The 24,920-nt window shown below is 61.4% G+C and carries 20 protein-coding genes; 12 read left to right on the forward strand and 8 right to left on the reverse strand.

Annotation, left to right across the window (positions count from 1 at the left end; genetic code table 11):
* Positions 1-38: 38 nt before the first annotated feature.
* On the reverse strand, positions 39-2,414 hold the full coding sequence (gene ppsA, locus H0Z09_RS21540; RefSeq protein WP_076949506.1) for a phosphoenolpyruvate synthase: 2,376 nt from the start codon (positions 2,412-2,414) through the stop codon (positions 39-41).
* 178 nt (positions 2,415-2,592) lie between these two features.
* Here ppsA and H0Z09_RS21545 point away from each other — a divergent pair, with 178 nt between their 5' ends.
* The gene (locus H0Z09_RS21545) at positions 2,593-3,411 is read left to right on the forward strand and encodes a pyruvate, water dikinase regulatory protein (RefSeq protein WP_076949507.1); all 819 of its coding nucleotides are present in this window, start codon (positions 2,593-2,595) and stop codon (positions 3,409-3,411) included.
* Between the two features lie 127 nt (positions 3,412-3,538).
* Here the strand turns inward: H0Z09_RS21545 and H0Z09_RS21550 are convergent, their stop codons facing one another.
* The gene (locus H0Z09_RS21550; RefSeq protein ID WP_186693317.1) at positions 3,539-4,963 is read right to left on the reverse strand and encodes a PLP-dependent aminotransferase family protein; all 1,425 of its coding nucleotides are present in this window, start codon (positions 4,961-4,963) and stop codon (positions 3,539-3,541) included.
* Positions 4,964-5,123: 160 nt separating this feature from the next.
* Here H0Z09_RS21550 and H0Z09_RS21555 point away from each other — a divergent pair, with 160 nt between their 5' ends.
* From H0Z09_RS21555 to H0Z09_RS21575, 5 genes are read left to right on the forward strand one after another with little or no spacing between them, the layout of a single operon-like run.
* Positions 5,124-6,017, forward strand: coding sequence for an EamA family transporter (locus H0Z09_RS21555; RefSeq protein WP_186693456.1), 894 nt, complete (start codon positions 5,124-5,126; stop codon positions 6,015-6,017).
* Positions 6,018-6,052: 35 nt separating this feature from the next.
* Positions 6,053-7,915, forward strand: a complete 1,863-nt coding sequence (gene moeB / locus H0Z09_RS21560; protein WP_186693319.1) for a molybdopterin-synthase adenylyltransferase MoeB — start codon at positions 6,053-6,055, stop codon at positions 7,913-7,915.
* A 16-nt stretch (positions 7,916-7,931) separates the two neighbouring features.
* Positions 7,932-8,846 carry a cysteine synthase family protein gene (locus H0Z09_RS21565; protein WP_186693321.1) on the forward strand — a complete coding sequence of 305 codons (915 nt, stop codon included), beginning with the start codon at positions 7,932-7,934 and terminating at the stop codon, positions 8,844-8,846.
* 37 nt (positions 8,847-8,883) lie between these two features.
* On the forward strand, positions 8,884-9,876 hold the full coding sequence (locus H0Z09_RS21570) for a serine O-acetyltransferase (RefSeq protein ID WP_076949512.1): 993 nt from the start codon (positions 8,884-8,886) through the stop codon (positions 9,874-9,876).
* A 2-nt stretch (positions 9,877-9,878) separates the two neighbouring features.
* Positions 9,879-10,607: an alanyl-tRNA editing protein gene (locus H0Z09_RS21575; RefSeq protein WP_186693323.1), complete on the forward strand. Its 729-nt coding sequence runs from the start codon at positions 9,879-9,881 to the stop codon at positions 10,605-10,607.
* 156 nt (positions 10,608-10,763) lie between these two features.
* On the opposite strand, the gene prpD is transcribed toward H0Z09_RS21575, so the two are convergent.
* The 6 genes from prpD to H0Z09_RS21605 all read right to left on the reverse strand — a co-directional run bounded on the left by prpD (position 10,764) and on the right by H0Z09_RS21605 (position 19,161).
* Complete coding sequence (gene prpD / locus H0Z09_RS21580; RefSeq protein ID WP_186693325.1) at positions 10,764-12,248, reverse strand: 2-methylcitrate dehydratase; 1,485 nt, start codon at positions 12,246-12,248, stop codon at positions 10,764-10,766.
* 126 nt (positions 12,249-12,374) lie between these two features.
* Positions 12,375-13,565 carry a 2-methylaconitate cis-trans isomerase PrpF gene (gene prpF, locus H0Z09_RS21585; protein WP_186693327.1) on the reverse strand — a complete coding sequence of 397 codons (1,191 nt, stop codon included), beginning with the start codon at positions 13,563-13,565 and terminating at the stop codon, positions 12,375-12,377.
* A 9-nt stretch (positions 13,566-13,574) separates the two neighbouring features.
* Positions 13,575-16,169 carry a Fe/S-dependent 2-methylisocitrate dehydratase AcnD gene (gene acnD, locus H0Z09_RS21590; protein ID WP_186693329.1) on the reverse strand — a complete coding sequence of 865 codons (2,595 nt, stop codon included), beginning with the start codon at positions 16,167-16,169 and terminating at the stop codon, positions 13,575-13,577.
* A gap of 216 nt (positions 16,170-16,385) precedes the next feature.
* Positions 16,386-17,513 carry a 2-methylcitrate synthase gene (gene prpC, locus H0Z09_RS21595; RefSeq protein WP_076949517.1) on the reverse strand — a complete coding sequence of 376 codons (1,128 nt, stop codon included), beginning with the start codon at positions 17,511-17,513 and terminating at the stop codon, positions 16,386-16,388.
* A gap of 44 nt (positions 17,514-17,557) precedes the next feature.
* Complete coding sequence (prpB, locus tag H0Z09_RS21600) at positions 17,558-18,451, reverse strand: methylisocitrate lyase (protein WP_186693330.1); 894 nt, start codon at positions 18,449-18,451, stop codon at positions 17,558-17,560.
* Positions 18,448-19,161: a GntR family transcriptional regulator gene (locus H0Z09_RS21605; RefSeq protein WP_076949519.1), complete on the reverse strand. Its 714-nt coding sequence runs from the start codon at positions 19,159-19,161 to the stop codon at positions 18,448-18,450. Before H0Z09_RS21605 ends, prpB begins: the two co-directional genes overlap by 4 nt.
* Positions 19,162-19,433: 272 nt before the next feature.
* Here H0Z09_RS21605 and H0Z09_RS21610 point away from each other — a divergent pair, with 272 nt between their 5' ends.
* The 6 genes from H0Z09_RS21610 to H0Z09_RS21635 all read left to right on the forward strand — a co-directional run bounded on the left by H0Z09_RS21610 (position 19,434) and on the right by H0Z09_RS21635 (position 24,899).
* A complete protein-coding gene (locus H0Z09_RS21610; RefSeq protein ID WP_186693332.1) occupies positions 19,434-19,967 on the forward strand; it encodes an ATP-dependent zinc protease in 534 nt (177 codons plus the stop codon).
* Positions 19,968-19,972: 5 nt separating this feature from the next.
* Positions 19,973-21,502, forward strand: a complete 1,530-nt coding sequence (locus H0Z09_RS21615) for an inactive transglutaminase family protein (RefSeq protein ID WP_076949521.1) — start codon at positions 19,973-19,975, stop codon at positions 21,500-21,502.
* Positions 21,502-22,488, forward strand: a complete 987-nt coding sequence (locus H0Z09_RS21620; RefSeq protein ID WP_186693335.1) for an alpha-L-glutamate ligase-like protein — start codon at positions 21,502-21,504, stop codon at positions 22,486-22,488. Before H0Z09_RS21615 ends, H0Z09_RS21620 begins: the two co-directional genes overlap by 1 nt.
* Before the next feature lie 180 nt (positions 22,489-22,668).
* Positions 22,669-24,012, forward strand: a complete 1,344-nt coding sequence (gene pabB, locus H0Z09_RS21625; protein WP_186693337.1) for an aminodeoxychorismate synthase component I — start codon at positions 22,669-22,671, stop codon at positions 24,010-24,012.
* Between the two features lie 228 nt (positions 24,013-24,240).
* The gene (locus H0Z09_RS21630; RefSeq protein ID WP_186693457.1) at positions 24,241-24,543 is read left to right on the forward strand and encodes a type II toxin-antitoxin system HigB family toxin; all 303 of its coding nucleotides are present in this window, start codon (positions 24,241-24,243) and stop codon (positions 24,541-24,543) included.
* The gene (locus H0Z09_RS21635) at positions 24,543-24,899 is read left to right on the forward strand and encodes a transcriptional regulator (protein WP_076949525.1); all 357 of its coding nucleotides are present in this window, start codon (positions 24,543-24,545) and stop codon (positions 24,897-24,899) included. Before H0Z09_RS21630 ends, H0Z09_RS21635 begins: the two co-directional genes overlap by 1 nt.
* Positions 24,900-24,920 lie beyond the last annotated feature (21 nt).

A 24,920-nucleotide genomic window follows, 5' to 3' on the forward strand; every position in this document is an offset into this window, starting at 1 on the left:
ACCCTCAATGGGTGGCCGGCACTTTTGACGTAGCGGCTTTACGCGGACGCTTGGCCTTCCGCCAGGAAGAACCAGGTTTCCAGCACGGAATCGGGGTTCAGCGAGACGCTTTCGATGCCCTGTTCCATCAGCCATTTGGCCAGGTCCGGGTGATCGGAAGGGCCTTGGCCACAGATACCGATGTACTTGCCGGCCTTGTTACAGGCCTGGATCGCGTTGGCCAGCAGCTTCTTGACCGCCGGATTTCGCTCGTCGAACAGGTGCGCGATGATCCCGGAGTCGCGGTCCAGGCCCAGGGTCAGCTGGGTCAGGTCGTTGGAGCCGATGGAGAAACCGTCAAAGAACTCCAGGAACTCTTCGGCCAGGATCGCGTTGGACGGCAGCTCGCACATCATGATGACGCGCAGACCGTTTTCACCACGGGACAGGCCGTTTTCCGCCAGCAGGTCAACGACCTGGCTCGCTTCGCCCAGGGTGCGCACGAACGGCACCATGATCTCGACGTTGGTCAGGCCCATCTCGTTGCGCACGCGCTTGAGGGCGCGGCACTCGAGCTCGAAGCAGTCACGGAACGCTTCGCTGATGTAGCGCGAGGCGCCACGGAAGCCCAGCATCGGGTTTTCTTCTTCCGGCTCGTAGAGCTTGCCGCCGATCAGGTTGGCGTATTCGTTGGACTTGAAGTCCGACAGGCGCACGATGACCTTTTTCGGGTAGAACGCCGCCGCCAGGGTGCTGATGCCTTCCACCAGCTTCTCGACGTAGAAGCCCACCGGGTCGTTGTAGCCGGCGATGCGCTTGTCGACGCTTTCCTTGATGTCCAGCGGCAGGCCGTCGTAGTTCAACAGGGCCTTGGGGTGCACGCCGATCATGCGGTTGATGATGAACTCCAGGCGGGCAAGGCCCACGCCGGCGTTCGGCAACTGTGCGAAGTCAAAGGCGCGGTCCGGGTTGCCGACGTTCATCATGATCTTGAACGGCAGGTCGGGCATCGCGTCGATGGAGTTTTGCTTGATGTCGAAGCCCAGCTCACCTTCAAAGATGAAACCGGTATCACCTTCGGCGCAGGAAACCGTCACGCCCTGGCCGTCCTTGAGCAGTTGGGTGGCATTGCCGCAGCCCACCACCGCAGGAATCCCCAGTTCACGGGCGATGATCGCCGCGTGGCAGGTACGCCCGCCACGGTTGGTGACGATGGCGCTGGCGCGTTTCATCACCGGCTCCCAGTCCGGGTCGGTCATGTCGGAAACCAGTACGTCGCCTGGCTGCACTTTGTCCATTTCGGACACGTCCTTGATGATCCGCACCTTGCCCGCGCCGATGCGCTGGCCGATGGCACGGCCTTCCACCAGCACGGTACCGGTCTCTTTCAGCAGGTAACGTTCCATGACGTTGGCCGAGGTGCGGCTCTTAACCGTCTCGGGACGAGCCTGCACGATGTACAGCTTGCCGTCGTCACCGTCCTTGGCCCATTCGATGTCCATCGGGCACTTGTAGTGCTTTTCGATGATCATCGCTTGCTTGGCCAGTTCGCTGACTTCCGCGTCGCTCAGGCAGAAACGCGCGCGCTCGGCCTTGTCGACCTCGACGGTCTTGACCGAACGACCGGCCTTGGCCTCGTCGCCGTAGATCATCTTGATCGCCTTGCTGCCCAGGTTGCGGCGCAGGATGGCCGGGCGGCCGGCTTCAAGGGTGTGTTTGTGGACGTAGAATTCGTCCGGGTTGACCGCGCCTTGTACGACGGTTTCGCCCAGGCCGTAGGCGCCGGTGATAAACACCACGTCACGGAAGCCCGATTCGGTGTCGAGGGTGAACATCACGCCGGCGGTGCCGGTTTCCGAACGCACCATGCGCTGCACACCGGCGGACAGGGCCACCAGCTTGTGGTCGAACCCTTGGTGTACGCGGTAGGAAATCGCGCGGTCGTTGAACAGCGAGGCGAATACTTCCTTGGCCGCGCGGATCACGTTTTCCACGCCGCGGATGTTCAGGAAGGTTTCTTGCTGGCCGGCGAAGGAGGCGTCCGGCAGGTCTTCGGCGGTGGCCGAGGAACGCACGGCGACGGCCATGTCCGGGTTGCCGGCCGACAGGGTAGCGAAGGCGGTACGGATTTCTTCGTTGAGCTTTTCGGGGAACTCGGCTTCCATGATCCATTGACGGATCTGGGCGCCGGTTTTGGCCAGGGCATTGACGTCATCGACGTCCAGGGCATCCAGCGCAGCGTGGATCTGGTCGTTGAGGCCGCTCAGCTCGAGGAAGTCACGGTAAGCCTGGGCCGTGGTGGCGAAACCACCGGGCACCGACACACCAGCGCCTGCAAGATTACTGATCATCTCGCCGAGGGATGCGTTCTTGCCCCCTACGTGCTCTACATCATGGACGCCGAGCTTATCGAGGGAAACTACGTACTCTACCAAGGTGATCTCTCCACTTTCTGTGTTGGAAAAGCTCAGGACGCCGGCTGCTCAGTAGGAGCTTACGCCAGCGCTTGTGGCCTGGACCTGGAAAATAAGTGAGAATGCGGCCCACTGCGGGACGGCAAAATCGCGCCTATCATATCCAAGATTCGCCATCAGGCTAAGGCCCAGGGCTCAAATGAAACGATCTGCTTTCTTTATCTCCGACGGCACCGGCATCACAGCCGAAACACTGGGTCAAAGCCTGCTCGCGCAGTTCGAAAACATTACCTTCGCCAAATTCACGCGGCCCTATATCGACAGCGTGGATAAAGCGCGGGCCATGGTACAACAAATCAATCTGGCGGCTGAAAAAGACGGCTTCCGGCCGATCATTTTCGACACCATCGTCAATCAGGACATTCGTGAGATTCTCGCAACCTCGAATGGTTTCATGATCGACATTTTCTCGACCTTCCTGGCTCCGCTGGAGCAAGAGTTGAGCGAGCACTCCTCGTATTCGGTCGGGAAGTCCCATTCCATCGGCCACAACTCCAACTATATGGAGCGTATCGAGGCGGTGAACTTCGCCCTCGATAACGACGACGGCGCCCGCACCCACTACTACGACAAGGCCGACCTGATCCTGGTGGGCGTGTCCCGCTGCGGCAAGACCCCGACGTGCCTGTACATGGCCATGCAATTCGGCATCCGCGCGGCCAACTACCCGCTGACCGAAGACGACATGGAGCACCTGACGCTGCCAGCCGCCCTGCGCGCGCACTCCAACAAGCTGTTCGGCCTGACCATCGACCCCGACCGGCTGACCGCGATCCGCAACGAACGCAAGCCCAACAGCCGCTATTCCAGCTATGCACAGTGTGAGTTCGAAGTACGGGAAGTAGAAAATCTATTCCGTCGCGAGAATATTGCGCACATTAATTCCACGCATTTTTCGGTGGAAGAGATTTCGGCGAAGATTTTGGTGGAGAAAGGGGTGGAGCGTAGATTCAAATAATTACGTTGCCTGAACTGACGCCTTCGCGAGCAAGCCCGCTCCCACATTTGACTGCATTCCAAAGTTGGAACTCGGTCAAATGTGGGAGCGGGCTTGCTTGCGAAGAACGATAGCTCGGTAAGCCTGCCTACAGATGAAACCGCCCGCCCCCCTGCCCCAACGCCGTGGCCAGCGCATCAAACCCCGCCAGCAACAACTGATCATCCCCCGAGGTGTTGCAGATACTCGCCCGAATAAACTGCGGCACGGCCGTCTGCCCTACGGCGAACGCCTCGGCGGTGGCGATCAGGTAGTTGTTCTGCTTGAGCTCCGCCTCGATTTCCGATGCACGCCACGGCTCCGGCACTTCGATCCAGAAATGCGGGCTGTTGGGATGGGTACGGTATGCCAGGCCAGCCAGCAGGTCGCGCACCAGGTCTTTGCGGCGGCTGATCTCGTTGATCTGCTGGCGCAGCAGGTATTGCGCCGTGCCGTTTTCGATCCACTGCGTGGCCAGTTCAAGGGTGACCGGCGTGGCCATCCAGCAGGTAGAACGCAAGGCCGCCGATATGCGGCTGACCAGCGCCGGTGGCGCATGCACATAGCCCACACGCAGCCCGGCCGACACGGCCTTGCTCAGGCTGCTGATCAAAATCGTACGCTCGGGGGCGAAATGGCTGAGGGGCGGCGGTCGGTCTTCGACCAGTACACCGTGAGCCTCGTCTTCGAGAATCAACAGGTTGTGTTCGCGGCACACTTTGACCAACGCTTCGCGCCGTGCCACCGAGAGCACCGCCGTCGTCGGGTTCTGGATGGTCGGCGTGCAATACAGCGCTGAAATACGGTGATTACGACAGACTTCGTCCAACGCACCCGGCAGCACACCTTCCTCGTCCATTTCCAGGCCGATCAGCCGGATACCCAACATACGCGCGGCGGTAATCAACCCGGGATACGTCAGCTGTTCGGTGACCACCGTATCGCCCGCCCGTAACAGCGCCATCATCGAGCACAGCAAACCATGCTGTCCGCCATTGACGCAGATGACTTGCTCGGGGATCGGATGAAAATCACGCTGCACCAGCCATTGCGCGCCGGCTTCACGGTAGCGCGGCAGGCCGGCGTCCGGGGTGTAGGCGCTGATGTCCTGAAGGAACTTGGCGTTGGTCGACAAGGTTTGGAAGCTCTGGGCCAGAAACACCGTCTCCTGCCCCGGAATATGCATGTTGCGGCTCATGTCGAAGTACTGGCGCGGTTCTTCGCTGAAGTTGCGGAAACCTTCATCGCGCTGGCGCTCCATCCCGCGCTTGCGCACGAATGTGCCGTCACCTACCCGAGCCACAACCAGCCCCAAGCGTTCCAGCTCTCCGTAGGCCCGACTGATAGTGCCGATGGTGACGCCAAGATTGTCGGAAAGCACCCGATGGGGTGGCAGTTTTCGTCCCGGTTCAATCAAGCCTTCAAGGATGCCCCGTTCCATGACATCGGACAGGCGCTTGTACTTCACGCCCTGCCCGCTGGACAACCCCTCACGCATAATTGACACCATGTCAATATTTGTTTTGACAGTCATCTTTGGCCCTAATAGTGTGCTTTTACGGGTTCAATCGCCGGATTTTACAACTCATTACAAGCTCAATATAGAGTTCAATTCAGGCCCAGGGAAGCAATAAACGATGCCAATGTCTGCCGTTCTCGAAAATTCAGCCAAGACAAAAACTCAAAAACAGTGGCTGGCCGGCCTGGTTACCAGCGTGATGTTCCTGATTGTGTGCCTGAGCTGGGGCACCACCTGGCTGGGGATCAAGATTGCCGTGGAGAGCGTGCCGCCGCTGACGTCCGCCGGCCTGCGCTTCCTGATCGCCTTTCCGCTGTTCCTGTGTTTTGCGATGGTGCGTCGCGAGCCGATCCTGTTTCCGCGCGAGAGTCGCTGGTTCTTCGTGTTCGTGACCCTGTCCTACTTCAGCGTTCCCTATTACCTGCTCAACTACGGCGAGATGCATGTCTCGTCCGGCCTCACCGCCCTGCTGTTCAGCTGCATGCCGGTATTCATCCTGATTTTTTCCGCGCTGTTCCTGCGCGAACGCATCTACTTTTCCCAGGTGGTCGGTATCGGTATCGGTTTCGGCAGCCTCTACATGATCATCAAGAGCCAGGGCCTGCACCTGGACCATGCCGAGTTCTTCGGGGTACTGGCGATCCTGACGGCCGCGATCATGCATGCCCTGTGCTACGTGATCACCAAGCAGAAAGGCAGCGCCATCAGCGTGATCACCTACAACACCCTGCCCATCGGCATCGCCGGGCTGATGCTGTTCGTCGCCGGGCTGTGGTTCGAAGCCCCCACCTTTGCAGACATCACCCTGCGTTCCTGGAGCGCACTGGTCTACCTGGGGCTGGTGGCCTCGGTGGGCGGGTTCATCGTGTATTTCATGCTGCTCAAGCGCTTGAGTCCGATCATCCTGTCGTTCGTGTTCATCATCTTCCCGGTGTTCGCGGTGATCATCGGCGCCTGGTACGAAGGCCTATCGATTTCCCGCGACCTGATGCTGTACTCGGCCATCCTGCTGGCCGGTTTTGCGATCACCAAGTTGCCGGTTGAAAAACTCCTGGCCAAGAAAAATTGACCCTTCCGACTATCCAACAGCAACGCGAGAGAAACATGGACGTGCTCCGCCCTACCGCCCTGGAACAGATCTACGCCCACGCCAGCCGCAGTTACCCCGAGGAATGCTGTGGTTTCGTCTTCTCCGACGGCAGTGTGTACCTGGGCAGCAATATCCAGAATGAGCTGCACCGCAAGAACCCGCAGATGTACCCGCGCAGCGCGGCCAACGGCTACACCTTCTCGGTGGCCGACACCCTGCTGCTGAACAAGACGTTTCGCAGCGACAACCCGGTGGTGGTGATCTACCACTCCCATCCGGATGTCGGTGCCTACTTCAGCGACGAAGACCAGGACAAGGCGCTGTTCATGGGCGAACCGATCTACCCCGTCAGCTACCTGGTCGTCGACGTCCGCCAGGGCCAGGCCCTCGGCGCCAAGCTGTTTGCCTGGGATGGCAAGCATTTCGCCCTTAAACCTTTCAACGACCTGCACACGGAGTTGTCCATGAACGCTGTTTCTTTCCCCGACATTCTGGTTCGTGTGGCCAAGCTGCCGGGATCGACCCTCGAGGGCGCCGGATCGACATTGCGCGAAGTCATTGAAAACCTCTGCACCGGCCACCCGCAACTGCGCCCGCATCTGTTCCACGAAAACAACAACCAGCTCAAGGAACACTTCCTGTTTACCGCCGGGGAAGAGCTGGTTGATGCCGATGAACCACTGCCGGAAAACGCCCGGATCGAAGTGCTGCTGGCCACGTCCGGCGGCATGGATGTCGACAGCCTGAGCAATGAAGAAGTACAGCGCTACGTGCGCCACATCACCCTGCCGGGCGTCGGTCGCGAAGGCCAGTTGAACCTGAAGAAAGCCAAGGTGCTGATCATCGGCACCGGCGGCCTGGGTTCGCCGATCAGCCTCTACCTGGCGGCAGCCGGCATCGGCACCCTGGGGCTGGTGGACTTCGATGTGGTGGAAAGCAGCAACCTGCAACGCCAGATCGTGCATGGCAACAGTACGTTGGGCATGCCGAAAGTCGAATCCGCCAAGCGGCGACTGCAGGACCTCAACCGCCATATCCAGATCAACGCCCACGACACGGCATTAAATGCCGACAACGCCCTGGAGCTGGTGGGCGCCTACGACCTGGTGATCGATGGCACCGACAATTTCGACACCCGCTACCTCGTCAACGATGCCTGCGTGCAACTGGGCAAGCCCCTGGTGTACGGCGCCATCTACCGCTTCGATGGGCAGATCAGCGTGCTCAACTATAAAGGTGGCCCGTGCTACCGCTGCCTGTTCCCCAGCGCGCCGCCCGCCGAACTGGCACCCAACTGCAGCGCCGGTGGCGTGATCGGCGTGTTGCCCGGTGTGGTCGGGATGATCCAGGCGACCGAGGCCATCAAGCTGTTGATTGGCATTGGCGAACCGTTGTCCGGCCGCTTGATGCGTTTCGATGCGCTGGCCATGAAGTTCAGCGAGATCCGCTTCAAGCGTCGCACCGATTGCCCGTGCTGTTCCGAGTTGCGCCACAGCGAAACCCAGGCCCCGACCGTCTGCGCCGATGCAGTCCCCAGCCAGCCCGCCTTGGCCGAAGAACGCTACATCAAGCCCCGCGTGCTCAAACAGGTGCTTGAACACCCAAGCAGCGCCGACGTGCTGCTGGACGTGCGCGACGCCAGCGAACTGGAGGTGTGCAAGTTGCCGGGCGTGGTGCATATCCCCCTGGCCGAACTGGACGGGCAACTCGACCGCCTCAGCCGGGACAATACCCACTACCTGATCTGCTACGCCGGGACCCGCGCCGAGCAGGCCGCCAGCACCCTGCTGGCGGCCGGTTTCGCCAACACCAAAGTCCTGCAGGGCGGCATGAAACATTGGGTTCGCGACGTCGAACCCGACATGCCGTTGTATTGAGCCGAGGATTCAAGTGATGTTGCATAACTCTATTCTCGACGTAATAGGCCACACGCCCATCGTGCGCCTGGCACAGTTTTCCGAAGACCTTGGCATCGAGGTCTACGCCAAGCTGGAATCGCTCAACCCCGGCGGCAGCCACAAGGCGCGCATCGCCTTGGGCATGATCCTCGATGCCGAGCGCCGTGGCGTGCTCATCCGTGATTCCGGGCAAACCATCATCGAGCCCAGCGGCGGCAACACCGGCATCGGCCTGGTGATGGCCGGTAACGTGCTGGGCTACAAGGTCGTGCTGGTGATCCCCGACAACTACAGCCCGGAAAAACAGAAGCTGCTGCGCCTGTACGGCGCCAAGGTGGTGCTGTCGGACAGCCGCCTGGGCAATAATTCCCACGGCGAAAAGTGCATGGAACTGCAGCTGGAAAACCCCAGCTACGTGATGCTCAACCAACAACGCAACGGCGCCAACCCACAGACCCATCGCGACACCACCGCGCCGGAAATCCTGCGGGATTTCGGTGCTTTGCGCGCCGACTACTTTGTCAGCGGCATCGGCACCGGCGGGCATATCACCGGCATCGGCGAAACCCTCAAGGCCGCCTGGCCGCAACTGCGCGTGATGGGCGTGGAGCCGGAAGAATGCGACCTGCTCAAGGACCAGCACGCGCCGCATCATATCCAGGGCCTGTCGATCGGCCTGATCCCGAGCATCCTGAACCTGGCGGTGATCGACGGCATGCTCAAGGTTTCACGCCAGGACTGCATCGACATGATGAAACGCATCATGCGCACCGACGCCATCAGCCTGGGACTGTCTTCCGCCGCCAACATGGCAGCCATCGCCCAGCTCGCCCCCGAACTGCCGCCCGAAACGGTGGTGCTGACCATGGTTTACGACAATGCCGACAGCTACCTGCCCAGTTTCGAATAACCGGTTTTCCAACCATCCAGAACGCGGGGGTGCCTCCATGGGCGGCTTTATCGACATGCAACAGCTGCACGATGAGTTGCTTACCCACCTCATCAAGACCCTCACGCCTGAACAGATGAAACAGTTGGAACCGCACCTGGCATCGCTGATCCAGAATGCCGCCCAGGCGGTGGCCGAGGACCTGATCGCCTATGCCTACCGCGATCCGGCCTCCCGCGGGCGCGGCGAGCTGATCCTGGAGTCCTACGCCTCGTTCAAGGCGGTGCTCTATTACCGCCTGGCGCATCAGGTGTGGCATTTTCCGGACCAGACCAACGGTGTGTTTTCCCGCATCGCCCTCAAGCTCAGCAACCAGGGCAAGGTGCTCTCAGGCGCCGAGATCCATCCGGCGGCGCGTATCGGTCGGCGCTTCGTCCTCGACCACGGCTACGGCACGGTGATCGGCGAAACCTGCGAGATCGGCAACGACTGTTACATCCTTTGCGGCGTCACCCTGGGCGCCCGCGGCATCGCCAACAACCCCGATGGCAAGCGCCACCCGCGCCTGGGCAACAACGTCGAGGTCGGCTCCGGGGCACGCGTGCTGGGTTATGTGTTGATTGGCGACAACGTGTTTATCAGCCCCTCGTGCGTGATTACCCAGGACGTGCCCGCCGGCACCAAGGTGAAGGTGGTGAACCAGATCCAGCTGCAAAAAAATGACGAGTCGGACAGCAGCAATTACCTCGGTGCCTTCGCCCTGGACGAGCGGCTGCACGTGGTTGGCGAGATCAATGCCAGCCACAAGGTCACGGTGCTGGACGCCGACTTCCATCCTCTGCAAGGGCTGATGCTGGAACCGACGGCGAAAGAGCGTCATCACCTGCAATTTCGCCTGCACCGTGTCGAGTCGGGTCACCACTTGCCGCGCCTGCCGCTGAACCTGAAAGTCTGCGGCCCGGAATTTGAAATCACCCTGCTCTCCCCTCCTGGCTTGAGCGCAATGGTGCGCTCCCTGCTGCAAGCCAGCCCACTGATCGTCGGAGGTTGAACATGTCCGTGCATACCATGGAAACCCTGGCGCTGTTCGACAGCGCGCCCTACCAGAATGCCTTCAGCGCCCGGGTGATTGCCGTCAGCGAACACGGCGTGGCCCTGGAGCACACGCTGTTCTATCCCACCGGCGGCGGGCAACCGGGCGATATCGGGCACCTCACATTGGCCGACGGTACGCGGGTCGACGTGACCGGCACGGTGCGCGACCCGGTGCTGCGCTCGATCATCTGGCACCAGGTGGAACACTGTCCCGAGCAGTTGAAGGCTGGGGTGCAAGTGGACGCCGGCCTCGACTGGGACCGGCGCTACCAACACATGAAAATGCACACCTGCCTGCACCTGCTGTGCTCGATCATCGACGCACCGGTTACGGGATGCAGCATCAGCGCCGACAAAGGCCGCCTGGATTTCGACCTGCCGGAAATGACCCTGGACAAAGACAGCATCACTCGCGACCTCAATGCGCTGATCGAACAGGCGCACGCGGTGAAAACCTTGTCGATGCCGGCCTCGGAGTACGCCACCTTGCTGCAAATCACCCGTACCCAAGCGGTGGCCCCGCCGGTGGTTCAAGGCTCGGTGCGGGTGATCGAAATCGCCGGCATCGATATCCAGCCGTGCGGGGGTACCCATGTGATCAATACCGAGGAAATCGGCCGGGTGTTCTGCGAGAAGATCGAGAAGAAGAGCAAGCATAACCGCCGGGTGATTTTGCGGTTTGAGTGAGCCTTGAAGGTACTGACAATGAAGATCCAATGTGGGAGCGGGCTTGCTCGCGAAGGCGGCGGGTCAGTTGATAAATGTATTGACTGACACTACGCCTTCGCGAGCAAGCCCGCTCCCACATTGATTGGGTTTGCACACATCAATAGGTGGTGCCAGTCAGATGACGAACAGGTCCATGAACCGGTTCACGGGGGTGGCCTCGAGCCGTGCCTGATCTTTGCACAAGGCGAAAATCTGCTCACTGCGCTGCGCGGTAAACCGCGTCGCCAGGTTGGCCTTGAACTTGTCTTCGAGCAAGGGAATGCCTTCCACTCGGCGGCGGCGATGACCAATCGGGTATTCCACCGCCACCTGCTCGGTACAGCTGCCGTCCGCGAAGAACACCTGCACTGCGTTGGCGATGGAACGCTTGTCGGCCTCCAGGTATTCGCGGCTGTAGCGCGGGTCTTCGACGATGACCATTTTGTCGCGCAATTGATCGATGATCGGGTGCGCGGCGTGGAATTCATCTTCGTACTGCTCTGCCACCAGGTTGCCGAATGCCAGCGGCACTGCAGTCATGTATTGCAGGCAGTGGTCGCGGTCCGCGGCATTGGCCAATGGGCCGACCTTGGAAATGATGCGAATCGCCGATTCATGGGTGGTGATGACGATGCGCTCGATTTCATCCAGGCGATCCTTCACCAGGGGGTGCAAGGTCACCGCCGCTTCGCAGGCGGTTTGTGCGTGGAACTCGGCAGGGAAGCTGATCTTGAACAGCACGTTTTCCATCACATAAGTGCCGTAGGGCTGGGACAGGCTGAACGCGCGCTGGTCCTGCGGCTTGAGCGCCAGATCGTTGTTGGTGTGGCTGAACAGCACATCGTAAAAGCCCCACTGCGGCGCACTCAGCACACCCGGAATGCCCATCTCACCACGCAGCGCGATATCCGCCAGGCGCACGCCCCGGCTCGACGCATCCCCCGCCGCCCAGGATTTGCGCGAACCGGCGTTCGGCGCATGCCGATAAGTGCGCAACGCCTGGCCATCGACAAACGCATGGGACAAGGCCGCGAGCAGCTGTTCACGGTTGGCGCCCATCAACTTGGCGGTAACGGCGGTGGAGGCAACCTTGACCAGCAGCACATGGTCGAGGCCGACGCGGTTGAACGAATTTTCCAGGGCAAGCACACCCTGGATTTCGTGGGCCATGATCATCGCGTCCAGCACCGCGCGTACCGTCAGCGGCGCTTCGCCATGGGCGACGCGCTTTTGCGACAGGTGATCGGCCACCGCGAGGATGCCACCGAGGTTATCCGAGGGATGACCCCATTCGGCGGCGAGCCAGGTGTCGTTGTAGTCGAGCCAACGCACGATGCAGCCGATGTCCCATGCCGCCTTGACCGGGTCCAACCGAAAGGAGGTACCCGGCACCCGCGCGCCGAACGGCACCACCGTGCCCTCGACAAGCGGCCCCAGGTGCTTGGTGCACTCGGGAAAGCGCAGGGCGAGCAGGCCACAACCGAGGGTATCCATCAGGCAGTTGCGGGCGGTGTCCAGTGCGGCCGTGGAATCAATCCGGAAATTGAGGACGTAGTCGGCGATGTCCTGCAGGACCTGGTCGTAGTCGGGGCGGTTGTTGAGGTCGACGTTGGCGCTCATGGCGGTACTCCAAAAAATGGGTTGGGGTAGTTCCATCCTCAGGATCAGGGTTGATCGTCGCAGGTCTGATGGCCTGCTTATAAGTTGTGCACTCCGCTGTTTCCCACATTTGGTCCGTGCGGGATTTTAGAAAGCATCGCCGGGGATGCGTACGAATCCCTCCATCAGCACTCGTGCGCTGCGGCTCATGATGGCTTTTTTCACCACCCACTCGCCGTTCACCTGGGTAGCCTCGGCGCCGACGCGCAAGGTGCCGGAGGGATGCCCGAAACGTACGGCGTTACGCTCCACACCACCGGCCGCCAGGTTGACCAAGGTCCCGGAAATCGCCGCCGCCGTGCCGATCGCTACCGCCGCCGTGCCCATCATCGCGTGGTGCAGCTTGCCCATGGACAGCGCGCGCACCAACAGGTCCACATCGGCGGCCTTGATCGGCTTGCCGCTGGACGCCACGTAATCGGCAGGCTTGGCCACAAACGCCACTTTCGGCGTGTGCTGGCGCTGGGCGGCTTCGTCGAGGTGCTTGATCAGGCCCATGCGCAACGCGCCATGGGCCCGCACGGTTTCGAACATCGCCAGGGCCTTGGGGTCGCCGTTGATCGCGCCTTGCAGCTCGGTGCCGGTGTAGCCGAGATCCTCGGCGTTGATAAAAATGGTCGGGATACCGGCATTGATCAGCGTCGCCTTGAAGGTGCCAATACCCGGTACTTCCAGCTCATCCACCAGGTTGCCGGTGGGAAACATCGAGCCACCGCCGCCCTCTTCTTCAGCCGCAGGGTCCATGAACTCAAGCTGCACTTCGGCGGCCGGGAAGGTCACGCCGTCCAGCTCGAAATCGCCGGTTTCCTGCACCGCGCCGTCGGTGATCGGCACGTGGGCGATGATGGTCTTGCCGATGTTCGCCTGCCATACCCGCACCACGGCCACGCCGTCACGCGGCACGCGCGCGGCGTCGACCAGCCCCGCGCTGATCGCGAACGCGCCGACCGCCGCCGACAGGTTGCCGCAGTTGCCGCTCCAATCCACAAACGGCTTATCGATGGAGACCTGGCCAAACAGGTAATCCACGTCGTGGTCGGCGCGGGTGCTCTTGGCGAGGATCACGGTTTTGCTGGTGCTGGACGTGGCGCCGCCCATGCCGTCGATCTGCTTGTCGTACGGATCGGGGCTGCCGATTACCCGCAACAACAGGGCGTCGCGCGCGGTGCCCGGTACCTGCGCCGCTTCGGGCAGGTCCGTGAGGCTGAAAAATACGCCCTTGCTGGTGCCGCCACGCATATAGGTGGCGGGGATCTTGATTTGCGCTACATGTGCCATGGTTACCTCTCAGGCGGTCGCCGCCGATTCCAGGAAGTCCTGGGCAAAACGCTGCAATACGCCGCCCGCCTCGTAGATCGACACTTCTTCGGCGGTGTCCAGGCGGCAGGTCACCGGCACTTCGACACGTTCGCCATTCTTGCGGTTGATCACCAATGTCAGGGTGGCACGCGGGGTGCGCTCGCCGATCACGTCATAGGTCTCGCTGCCGTCGATCTGCAAGGTCTTGCGATCGGTGCCCGGCAGAAACTCCAGCGGCAACACGCCCATGCCCACCAGGTTGGTGCGATGGATACGCTCGAAGCCTTCGGCGGCAATCGCTTCGACACCGGCCAGGCGCACGCCCTTGGCCGCCCAGTCGCGTGACGAACCCTGGCCGTAGTCGGCGCCGGCAATGATGATCAGCGGCTGCTTGCGCTCCATGTAGGTTTCGATGGCCTCCCACATGCGCGTGACCTGGCCTTCCGGCTCGATGCGCGCCAGGGAGCCCTGCTTGACCTTACCGTTTTCCACCACCATTTCGTTGAACAGTTTGGGGTTGGCAAAGGTCGCGCGCTGCGCGGTCAGATGGTCGCCACGGTGGGTCGCATAGGAATTGAAATCGACTTCCGGCAAGCCCATTTTCGCCAGGTATTCGCCGGCGGCGCTGTCGAGCATGATCGCGTTGGACGGCGACAGGTGGTCAGTGGTGATGTTGTCCGGCAGCACCGCCAGCGGGCGCATGCCCTTGAGCGGGCGCGCACCGGCCAGTGCGCCTTCCCAGTACGGCGGGCGGCGGATGTAGGTGCTCTGCGGGCGCCAGTCGTACAGCGGCGCGACTTTGGGGCCGGTGTCTTCGTGGATCGCGAACATCGGGATATACACCGCGCGAAACTGCTCTGGTTTGACCGAGGCCTTGACCACGGCGTCGATCTCTTCGTCGCTTGGCCAGATGTCCTGCAGGTGGATCTCCTTGCCGTCGGCGTCGAGGCCAAGCACGTCCTTTTCGATGTCGAAACGGATGGTGCCGGCAATCGCGTAGGCCACTACCAACGGCGGCGACGCGAGGAACGCTTGCTTGGCGTACGGGTGAATCCGCCCGTCGAAGTTGCGGTTGCCCGAGAGCACGGCGGTGGCGTACAGGTCGCGGTCGATGATTTCCTGCTGGATCACCGGGTCCAGCGCGCCGGACATGCCGTTGCAGGTGGTGCAGGCAAACGCGACCACGCCAAAGCCGAGTTTTTCCAGCTCATGGCCCAGGCCGGCCTCCTCCAGGTACATCGCCACGGTTTTCGAGCCCGGCGCCAGGGACGATTTGACCCACGGCTTGCGCGTCAGCCCCAGCTTGTTCGCGTTGCGCGCCAGCAGCCCTGCGGCAATCACGTTGCGCGGGTTGCTGGTGTTGGTGCAACTGGTGATGGCGGCGATGATCACCGCGCCGTCGGGCATTTGCCCCGGCACGTCATCCCACTGGCCGCTGATGCCTTTGGACGCCAGGTCGCGGGTGGCGACGCGCGCGTGCGGGTTGCTCGGGCCTGCCATGTTGCGCACGACGCTGGACAGGTCGAAGGTGAGGCCGCGCTCGTATTGCGCGCCCTTGAGGTCATCGGCCCACAGCCCGGTGTGGCGTGCGTATTGTTCGACCAGGGCGACTTGTTCGTCTTCGCGGCCGGTGAGCTTGAGGTAGGCGATGGTTTGCGCATCGATATAAAACATCGCCGCGGTGGCGCCGTATTCCGGGGCCATGTTGGAGATGGTCGCGCGGTCGCCGAGGGTCAGGTTCGAGGCGCCTTCGCCAAAGAACTCCAGCCACGCGCCGACGACTTTCTGCTGGCGCAAGAACTCGGTCAGCGCCAGCACCATATCCGTGGCCGTGATGCCCGGTTGCAGCTTGCCGGTAAGCTCCACGCCGACGCTTTCCGGCAGGCGCATCCACGAGGCGCGGCCGAGCATGACGCTCTCGGCTTCCAGGCCGCCGACGCCGATGGCGATCACGCCCAAGGCATCCACATGCGGGGTATGGCTGTCGGTGCCGACGCAGGTATCCGGGAAGGCCACGCCGTCGCGCACCTGAATCACCGGGGACATTTTCTCCAGGTTGATCTGGTGCATGATGCCGTTGCCTGGCGGGATCACATCGACGTTCTTGAATGCCTTTTTGGTCCACTCGATAAAGTGGAAGCGGTCTTCGTTGCGGCGGTCTTCGATGACGCGGTTCTTTTCGAACGCGTCCGGGTCGAAACCACCGGCTTCGACGGCCAGGGAATGATCGACGATCAATTGGGTCGGCACCACCGGGTTGACCTGCGCCGGGTCGCCGCCTTGCAAGGCGATGGCATCGCGCAGGCCGGCGAGGTCGACCAGGGCGGTCTGGCCGAGGATGTCGTGGCAAACCACGCGCGCAGGGAACCAGGGGAAGTCGAGGTCGCGCTTGCGTTCGATCAGTTGGCTCAAGGATGCGTTGAGGGTGGCCGGGTCGCAGCGACGCACCAGGTTTTCGGCGAGTACGCGGGAGGTGTAGGGCAAGGTGGCGTAGGCGCCGGGGGTGATGGCTTCGACCGCCGCGCGGGCATCGAAGTAATCCAGGCGGCTGCCGGGGAGCGGTTTGCGAAATTCAGTGTTCATCGTCGGGACTCGGTCACGGTGGTTGCAAAAGAAAGACCGATGCGGATCTGATCTGGAACGCGATTCAAATGTGGGAGCGGCGGTGCGACGATTCGACTTGCTCGCGAAAGCGGTGTGTCATTCAACACATCTGGCGACTGATACACCGCCTTCGCGAGCAAGCCCGCTCCCACATTTTTGATTCGGTTACCACTTCCGGATCGTTGGTCTCTTCATTCAGCGACGTTCGATTGGCACGAACTTGCGCTGTTCTACGCCGGTGTACTCGGCGCTTGGACGGATGATGCGGTTGTTGGCGCGTTGTTCGAACACGTGCGCGGCCCAGCCAGTAAGCCGCGAGCACACGAAGATCGGGGTGAACAGCTTGGTCGGGATGCCCATGAAGTGGTACGCCGAGGCATGGTAGAAATCGGCGTTGGGGAACAGCTTCTTCTGCTCCCACATGGTCTTGTCGATGGCTTCGGAAACCGCGAACAACACCTTATCGCCCACTTCATCGGCGAGTTTTTTCGACCAGCCCTTGATCACCTCATTGCGCGGGTCGCTGTCTTTGTAGATCGCGTGGCCGAAGCCCATGATCTTATCCTTGCGCGCGAGCATGCCGAGGGTGCCTTCGACGGCCTCTTCGGCCGAACCGAAACGCTCGATCATTTCCATCGCCGCTTCGTTGGCGCCGCCGTGCAGCGGGCCGCGCAGGGAGCCGATGGCGGCGGTGACGCAGGAATACAGGTCCGACAGGGTCGACGCACACACCCGCGCGGTGAAGGTGGAGGCGTTGAATTCGTGCTCGGCGTAGAGGATCAGCGACACGTTCATGACCTTCTCATGCAGCTCGCTCGGCTTTTTGCCGTGCAGCAGGTGCAGGAAGTGAGCGCCGATGGACGGTTCGTCGGTCACGCAATCGATACGCTGGCCGTCGTGGCTGAAGCGGTACCAGTAGCACATGATCGCCGGGAACGCGGCAAGCAGGCGGTCGGTGACATCGCGCTGCACGCTGAAATCTTTCTCGGGTTCGATATTGCCCAGGAACGAGCAACCGGTGCGCATCACGTCCATCGGGTGGGCGTCGGCGGGGATGCGTTCCAGCACTTCTTTCAGCGCCTGTGGCAGGTCGCGCAGCTTGCCCAGCTTCTTGCTGTAGTCCGCAAGCTCCGCCTGGGTCGGCAGTTCGCCGTACAGCAGCAGGTAGGCGACTTCTTCGAACTGCGCATCGGCGGCCAGTTCGCGCACGTCGTAGCCGCGATAGGTCAGGCCGGCACCGGCCTGGCCCACGGTGGACAGCGCAGTCTGCCCGGCAACCTGGCCACGCAGGCCGGCGCCACTCAATACTTTTGCTTCAGCCATGGTTTTTCTCCAGTTTTGTAGTTGTTCAGGGAACCACCAACGGGTTATTTCTTCGCGGCAAACAGCGCGTCGAGCTTCTGCTCGAAGGTGTGGTAGTCGATGCGATCGTAAAGCTCCATGCGGGTTTGCATGGTGTCGATCACGTTTTGCTGGGTGCCGTCGCGACGGATCGCGGTGTAGACGTTTTCGGCCGCCTTGTTCATGGCGCGGAAGGCCGAGAGCGGGTACAGTACGATGGAAACATCGGCAGATTTCAACTGTTCGGTGGTGAACAGCGGCGTGGCGCCGAATTCGGTAATGTTGGCCAGAATCGGCGCTTTCACGCGGGAGGCGAACAGCTTGTACATCTCCAATTCAGTAATCGCCTCCGGGAACACCATGTCGGCGCCGGCCTCGATGCACGCAGCGGCCCGTTCCAGCGCGGACTCCAGGCCTTCGACGGCCAGGGCATCGGTGCGCGCCATGATCACGAAGCTGTCATCGGTGCGCGCGTCCACGGCGGCCTTGATGCGGTCGACCATTTCCTGCTGCGACACGATTTCCTTGTTCGGGCGATGACCGCAGCGCTTGGCGCCGACCTGGTCTTCAATGTGGATGGCCGCCGCGCCGAACTTGATCATCGACTTGACGGTACGCGCCACGTTGAACGCCGAGGAACCGAAACCGGTGTCTACATCCACCAGCAGCGGCAGGTCGCACACGTCGGTGATGCGGCGTACGTCGGTCAATACGTCATCCAGGCCGGTGATGCCCAGGTCCGGCACGCCCAGGGAGCCGGCGGCCACCCCGCCACCGGACAGGTAGATCGCCTTGAAACCAGCGCGCTTGGCCAGCAAGGCGTGGTTGGCATTGATCGCGCCGACGACCTGCAAGGGCTGCTCGCTGGCGACCGCGTCACGGAAACGCTGGCCTGGGGTGCTGTTGTTGTAATGACTCATGACTCACCTCGTGATGAAGGAGCGCCGCCTGGGAAGTGACGGGCAATGTTGCGTTTGGAAGCGCCGATATGCCGGCGCATCAACAGTTCGGCCAGTTCACCGTCACGATCGGCAATCGCGTCAAGAATGCGGTGATGCTCGGCAAAGGCCTGGCGTGGACGGTTGGGCGTAGCGGAGAACTGGATGCGGTACATGCGCACCAGTTGGTACAGCTCGCCGCAGAGCATCTGGGTCAGGGTGCGGTTGCCGGCGCCCTGGATGATCCGGTAATGAAAGTCGAAGTCGCCTTCCTGCTGGTAATAGCCGAGGCCGGCCTGGAACGCTTCGTCGCGTTCGTGGGTGTGCAGCACCTGGCGCAGTTCTTCGATTTGCGCGTCGGTCATGCGTTCGGCGGCCAGGCGGCACGCCATGCCTTCAAGGGATTCGCGGATTTCGTAGAGTTCGACCAGTTCGGCGTGGCTCAACGAAACCACTCGCGCACCGACATGAGGCACGCGGACCAACAGGCGCTGGCCTTCCAGGCGGTGGATCGCTTCGCGCAACGGGCCGCGACTGATGCCATAGGTGCGCGCCAGCTCCGGTTCGGAAATCTTGCTGCCGGGGGCGATCTCACCCTTGACGATCGCGGCCTGGATCCGCCTGAAGACGTTCTCGGACATGGTCTGGGAATCGTCGTGTGCCATCCCTGGGGATTCCAGCTGGTCCAGCATATTGTCGACACCTTTAAAAGCAATGCCGCAAAAACTAGCCAATCAGCCCCTATTAGTCAAAGAATAAATCAACATTGTCGACAATCGTCTGATAACGCTTGCTGCGTGCGTCAGCGGCATGGCCGCCTGCCAGCGCTGGCGCCAAAAAAGCATCATGTTAGAATGCCCGCCGCATTTGCCTGACATCACTAGATGAAACGGCGCACGAAGGAGCTTGCGCAGTAATGCCGGTCGCCTTGAATCACACATCGCACTGCACCGCATCAGGATTTATGAGACTCAAGCCCCTCCCCCTGTTTTGTCTACTATTGCTGCCTGGCCTTGGCGTTGCCGCCGAGAAGACCGTGTATGGCCTCAACGAATACGCCCAGTTGGCCGGGATTGACCTGGAAGTCGCCGCCAAACTGGACACCGGCGCCAAGACCGCGTCCCTCAGCGCCCGTGATATCAAGCGCTTCAAGCGCAACGGCGAATCCTGGGTGCGCTTCTACCTGGCCATCGACACCGCCCATTCCCACCCCATCGAGCGTCCCTTGGCGCGCGTAAGCAAGATCAAGCGCCGCGCCGGCGACTACGACCCCGATGAGGACAAGAACTATACCGCCCGTCCGGTGATTGCCCTGGATATCTGCATGGGCACTGCTTTACGCAGCATCGAAGTGAACTTGACTGACCGCAGCGCCTTCCAATACCCGCTGCTGATCGGCTCCGAAGCATTGAAACGCTTTGATGCGCTGGTCGACCCCAGTCTTAAATACGCAGCAGGCAAACCTGCCTGTGTCGCCGACGCTCATACCGCCGAGTAACTCCCATGCGCTCTCTCACTATGCACCTGAAAATCCTGATCGCCGTCCTGGTGGCACTGGGCATTTCGATCACGGCCTATCAGATTTTCGCGCTGGGCATCCCGGTCACGGAAGACGCGATGGAAGACCTGTGGAACATCGACGCCAAAGTCGAGTTCGTCGCCAACGCCAAGGACCCGGTCAAGGTGCAGATGTTCGTGCCGCCATTGAACCGCGACTACGTCAGCCTCAATGAAAGTTTCATTTCCAACAACTACGGGGTCAGCGTCAACCGCCTCGACGGCAATCGCAAGGTCACTTGGTCGGCCCGCCGCGCCAAGGGCACGCAAACCCTGTATTACCGCCTGGTGCTGACCAAGCGCGAGGGCGAGAAGAGCAAGGTCAAGGGCCCGATCTTCCGTGACAGCATCGCCGTGGAAGGCCCGGAAAAAATCGCCGCCGAAGCCTTGCTCGCGCCGATTCGCCAGCACTCGGCCGACGTCGAGACCTTTATCAGCGAAGCCATCAAGCGCACCAATAACCTCAACGACGATAACGTCAAGCTGCTGCTGGCCGGCGACACGTCCACCGCGCACAAGGCCAAGATCATCGAGCTGGTGCTCTCCATCGGCCACGTCCCGGTGGAGCGCGTGCACACCCTGCGCCTGGAGGCGAACCAGCCGCAAACCCCGGAACTCTGGCTGCGCAGCTTCAATGGCAATGACTGGCTGTATTTCAACCCCGAAACCGGTGAGCAAGGCCTGCCCGCCGACCGCCTGCTGTGGTGGATCGGCGATGAAAACCTGATCACCGTCGACGGCGGCAAGAAAGCCACTGTCACCTTCAGCCTCGACAACAGCCGCATGAACGCCCTGCGCCTGGCCAAGCTGACGGACGAGAGCACCGACTCCAACTTCCTCGGCTACTCGCTGTACAACCTGCCGCTGCAAACCCAGCAGACGTTCATGATCATGGTGATGATCCCGATCGGCGTGCTGGTCATCCTGATCCTGCGCAACCTGATCGGCCTGCAGACGCTGGGCACGTTCACGCCGGTACTGGTGGCGCTGGCGTTCCGCGAAACCCAACTGGGCTTCGGCATCGCGTTGTTCACCATCATTACGGCGCTGGGGCTGTCGTTGCGCTCCTACCTGGAGCATCTGAAGCTGCAGATGCTGCCGAGGCTGTCGGTGGTGCTGACGTTCGTGGTGGTGCTGATCGCGGCGATCAGCCTGTTCAGCCACAAGCTGGGCCTGGAGCGCGGCTTGTCGGTGGCGCTGTTCCCGATGGTGATCCTGACCATGACCATCGAACGCCTGTCGATCACCTGGGAGGAACGCGGCGCCACCCATGCGCTGAAAGTGGCGGTGGGTACGCTGTTCGCCGCGTCCCTGGCGCACCTGATCATGAGCGTGCCGGAGTTGGTGTATTTCGTGTTTACCTTCCCGGCGATCCTGTTGATTCTGGTGGGCTTCATGCTGGCCATGGGTCGCTATCGCGGTTACCGCCTGACCGAGCTGGTGCGTTTCAAGGCCTTCTTGAAGGCTGACCAGTAATGTTCGGCCTCTGGAAGACCTGGAAAGCCCTGGAAGCGCGGGGGATCATGGGCATCAACCGGCGCAATGCCGACTACGTGCTCAAGTACAACAAGCGCAGCCTGTACCCGATCGTGGATGACAAGATCATCACCAAGGAACGGGCGATTGCCGCCGGCATCCACGTGCCGGAGATGTACGGGGTGATCTCCACCGAGAAGGAAATCGACAAGCTCGACGCGATCATTGGCGGGCGCAGCGACTTCGTGATCAAGCCGGCCCAGGGCGCCGGCGGTGACGGCATCCTGGTGGTGGCGGATCGTTTCGAGGGGCGCTATCGCACGGTGTCCGGCAAGATCATCAGCCATGAGGAGATCGAGCATCAGATCTCCAGCATCCTCACGGGCCTGTATTCCCTGGGCGGCCACCGCGACCGCGCGCTGATCGAGTACCGCGTGGTGCCCGACCAGATCTTCAAGAGCATCAGCTACGAAGGCGTGCCGGATATCCGCATCATCGTGTTGATGGGCTACCCGGTGATGGCGATGCTGCGGTTGCCGACACGTCAGTCCGGCGGCAAGGCCAACCTGCACCAGGGCGCCATCGGCGTCGGTGTCGACCTGGCCACTGGCCTGACCCTGCGCGGCACCTGGCTGAACAACATCATCACCAAACACCCCGACACCACCAATGCGGTTGACGGTGTGCAGTTGCCCAACTGGGACGGTTTCATGAAGCTCGCAGCCGGTTGCTATGAGCTGTGCGGGTTGGGCTATATCGGCGTGGACATGGTGCTGGACCAGGAGAAAGGCCCGCTGATCCTGGAGCTGAATGCGCGGCCGGGGCTGAATATCCAGATTGCCAACGACTGCGGCTTGACCTTGCGCACCCATGCGGTGGAGGCGCGGCTGGAAGCGCTGAAAGCAGCCGGGGTGACGGAAACGCCGGAAGAGCGGGTGGAGTTCGTACAGGAAATGTTTGGGCATATTCCGCCGGTGGAAGGCTGAATACCGATCTAATGTGGGAGCGGGCTTGCTCGCGAATACAGTCTGCCAGTTGATGAATAAGTCGACTGACACTCCGCATTCGCGAGCAAGCCCGCTCCCACATTTTAAACCGCGCTAGGACCAAAGCTTCGGGGGGACTACAATCTTCTCCCCCCACGCCAACAGCTGATCCACCCGCGCATGTCGACCTGCTCCGTACACCCACTGCCCTACCGGGCCAACCCCGCCGAGTACTTTGCGGCGATTCGCCATGCGCCCGGCGCGGTGCTGCTGGACAGCGGGCGGCCGGTTGCCGAACGCGGGCGGTATGACCTGCTCAGCGCCTGGCCACAGGCGACGTTGACGGTTTTACCCGACGAAAGCGGCCATGATTTCCTGCAACGCCTGCGCAAAAACCTCAAGCAGCTGGGTGAAGCGATTCTGCCGCAGGGTTATGAGCTGCCGTTTGCCGGGGGCTTGATCGGCTACCTGAGCTACGATTTCGGCCGCCACCTGGAACAGATGCCGCACCTGGCCGCGGACGACCTGCACCTGCCGGATGCGCGCTTTGGACTGTATGCCTGGGCGTTGATCAGCGACCATCAGGCGCAGACCAGCCAACTGGTGTTCCACCCTAAGCTGGCCGACAGCGAGCGGCAACGCTTGATCGCCGTGTTCAGCATTGACCCCCTCGAAACGCCCGCACCCTTCACACTCCACGGCCCCATGGCTCCAGACCTCACCGCCGAGGCTTACCGCCAGGCCATCGTGCGCATCCAGGACTATATCCAGGCCGGCGACTGCTACCAGGTCAACTTCGCCCAGCGCTTTCGCGCGCCGTGCAGCGGTGATCCTTGGGCGGCTTATTGCGCCCTGCGCGAAGCCTGCCCGACGCCCTTTTCCGGCTTCCAGAGCCTGCCGGACGACGGCGCGGTGCTGAGCCTGTCGCCCGAGCGTTTCGTTCATATCAGCAAGCGCCGCGTCGAAACCCGCCCGATCAAAGGCACGCGTCCCCGTGGCTTGACGCCTGAAGAAGACACCGCCAACGCCGCCGAACTGCTGGCCAGCCCCAAGGACCGCGCCGAAAACCTGATGATCGTCGACCTGCTGCGCAACGACCTCGGCCGAACCTGCCGCACCGGCTCGGTGAGCGTGCCGGAACTGTTCAGCCTGGAAAGCTACCCCAACGTGCACCACCTGGTGAGCAGCGTCATCGGCCAATTGGCCGACGGCAAAGACGCCCTCGACCTGATCGCCGGCAGCTTCCCCGGCGGCTCCATCACCGGCGCGCCGAAGATCCGCGCGATGCAGATCATCGACGAACTGGAGCCGACCCGACGCGGCTTGTATTGCGGTTCGCTGCTGTACCTGGACGTGCGGGGGGAGATGGACAGTTCCATCGCCATTCGCAGTTTGCTGGTGAAGGACGGGCAGGTCTGCTGCTGGGGCGGCGGCGGGATTGTCGCCGATTCACAGTGGGAGGCGGAATATCAAGAGTCGCTGACGAAGGTGCGGGTGTTGTTACAAACTTTGGAAAGTCTGTAGCGCTCAGCCCGCCTTGGGCTTGGACGTAGTGCCACACAGCAGGACAAGATCTGAATCAGAACGACTGTGGACGGGAGCATGACCCGGGCGATAGCGTCCAACTCCGACCGCCCACCAGCCGTTTGTGAGGGATCACATGAAGCGTCTGCTTACTCGTCAGAATTTATTTCCGAGATTGCATCTCAACCCAAGCACACCCATCATCTCCCAAAATGGGAGGTCATAGCGATGCGAATAATCGCTCTGTCTACCCTACGAATATTCTGGGAGAGCCATCCGGCTTATTTAGATGCCAAAACGCCACTAGTCGAGCTTTATCGCCATATGAAAAAGGCCGATTACCCGTCACCGCAATTGCTCAAGGCAGAGCTGAGAGCGGCAAGCATTCTCAAAGGTAGCCGGGTTGTGTTCAACGTGGGCGGCAATGAATATCGAGTGATCATGGCGATCGACTATCAGCGACAGCTTGGGTTTATACGTTTCGTGGGGACTCATGCGCAGTATGATCAGATCAACGCGGAGACCGTGTGATGAACATCAAACCTATACATTCCCATGAGGATCTAGCCGCGGCGCTTGCGCGTGTGGAACAGCTATGGGGAGCGCAAATCGGCTCACCCGAGGGGGACGAGCTGGAGATCCTCGCCATTCTCATCGAGAAGTACGAGGCCGAGCATTATCCAATGCCACCTTCTGATCCCGTGGAGGCGATTAAATTTCGGATGGAACAACTGGGCATGACTGCCCGTGATCTGGAGCCTTTTATCGGCACCAGTGGGAGGGTTTCAGAAGTGCTGAACCATAAGCGCAAGTTGAGTCTGTCGATGATCAAGCGTTTGCATGAAGGCTTGCGCATTCCTTATGAGAGCTTGCTGGCAGGGGTGTAGCGCGAAGATGTGCAGTGCCTG

Origin of the sequence: Pseudomonas sp. SWRI18, from assembly GCF_014268345.1 — a bacterium.
In the GTDB taxonomy this organism is placed as follows: Bacteria; Pseudomonadota; Gammaproteobacteria; order Pseudomonadales; family Pseudomonadaceae; genus Aquipseudomonas; species Aquipseudomonas cedrina.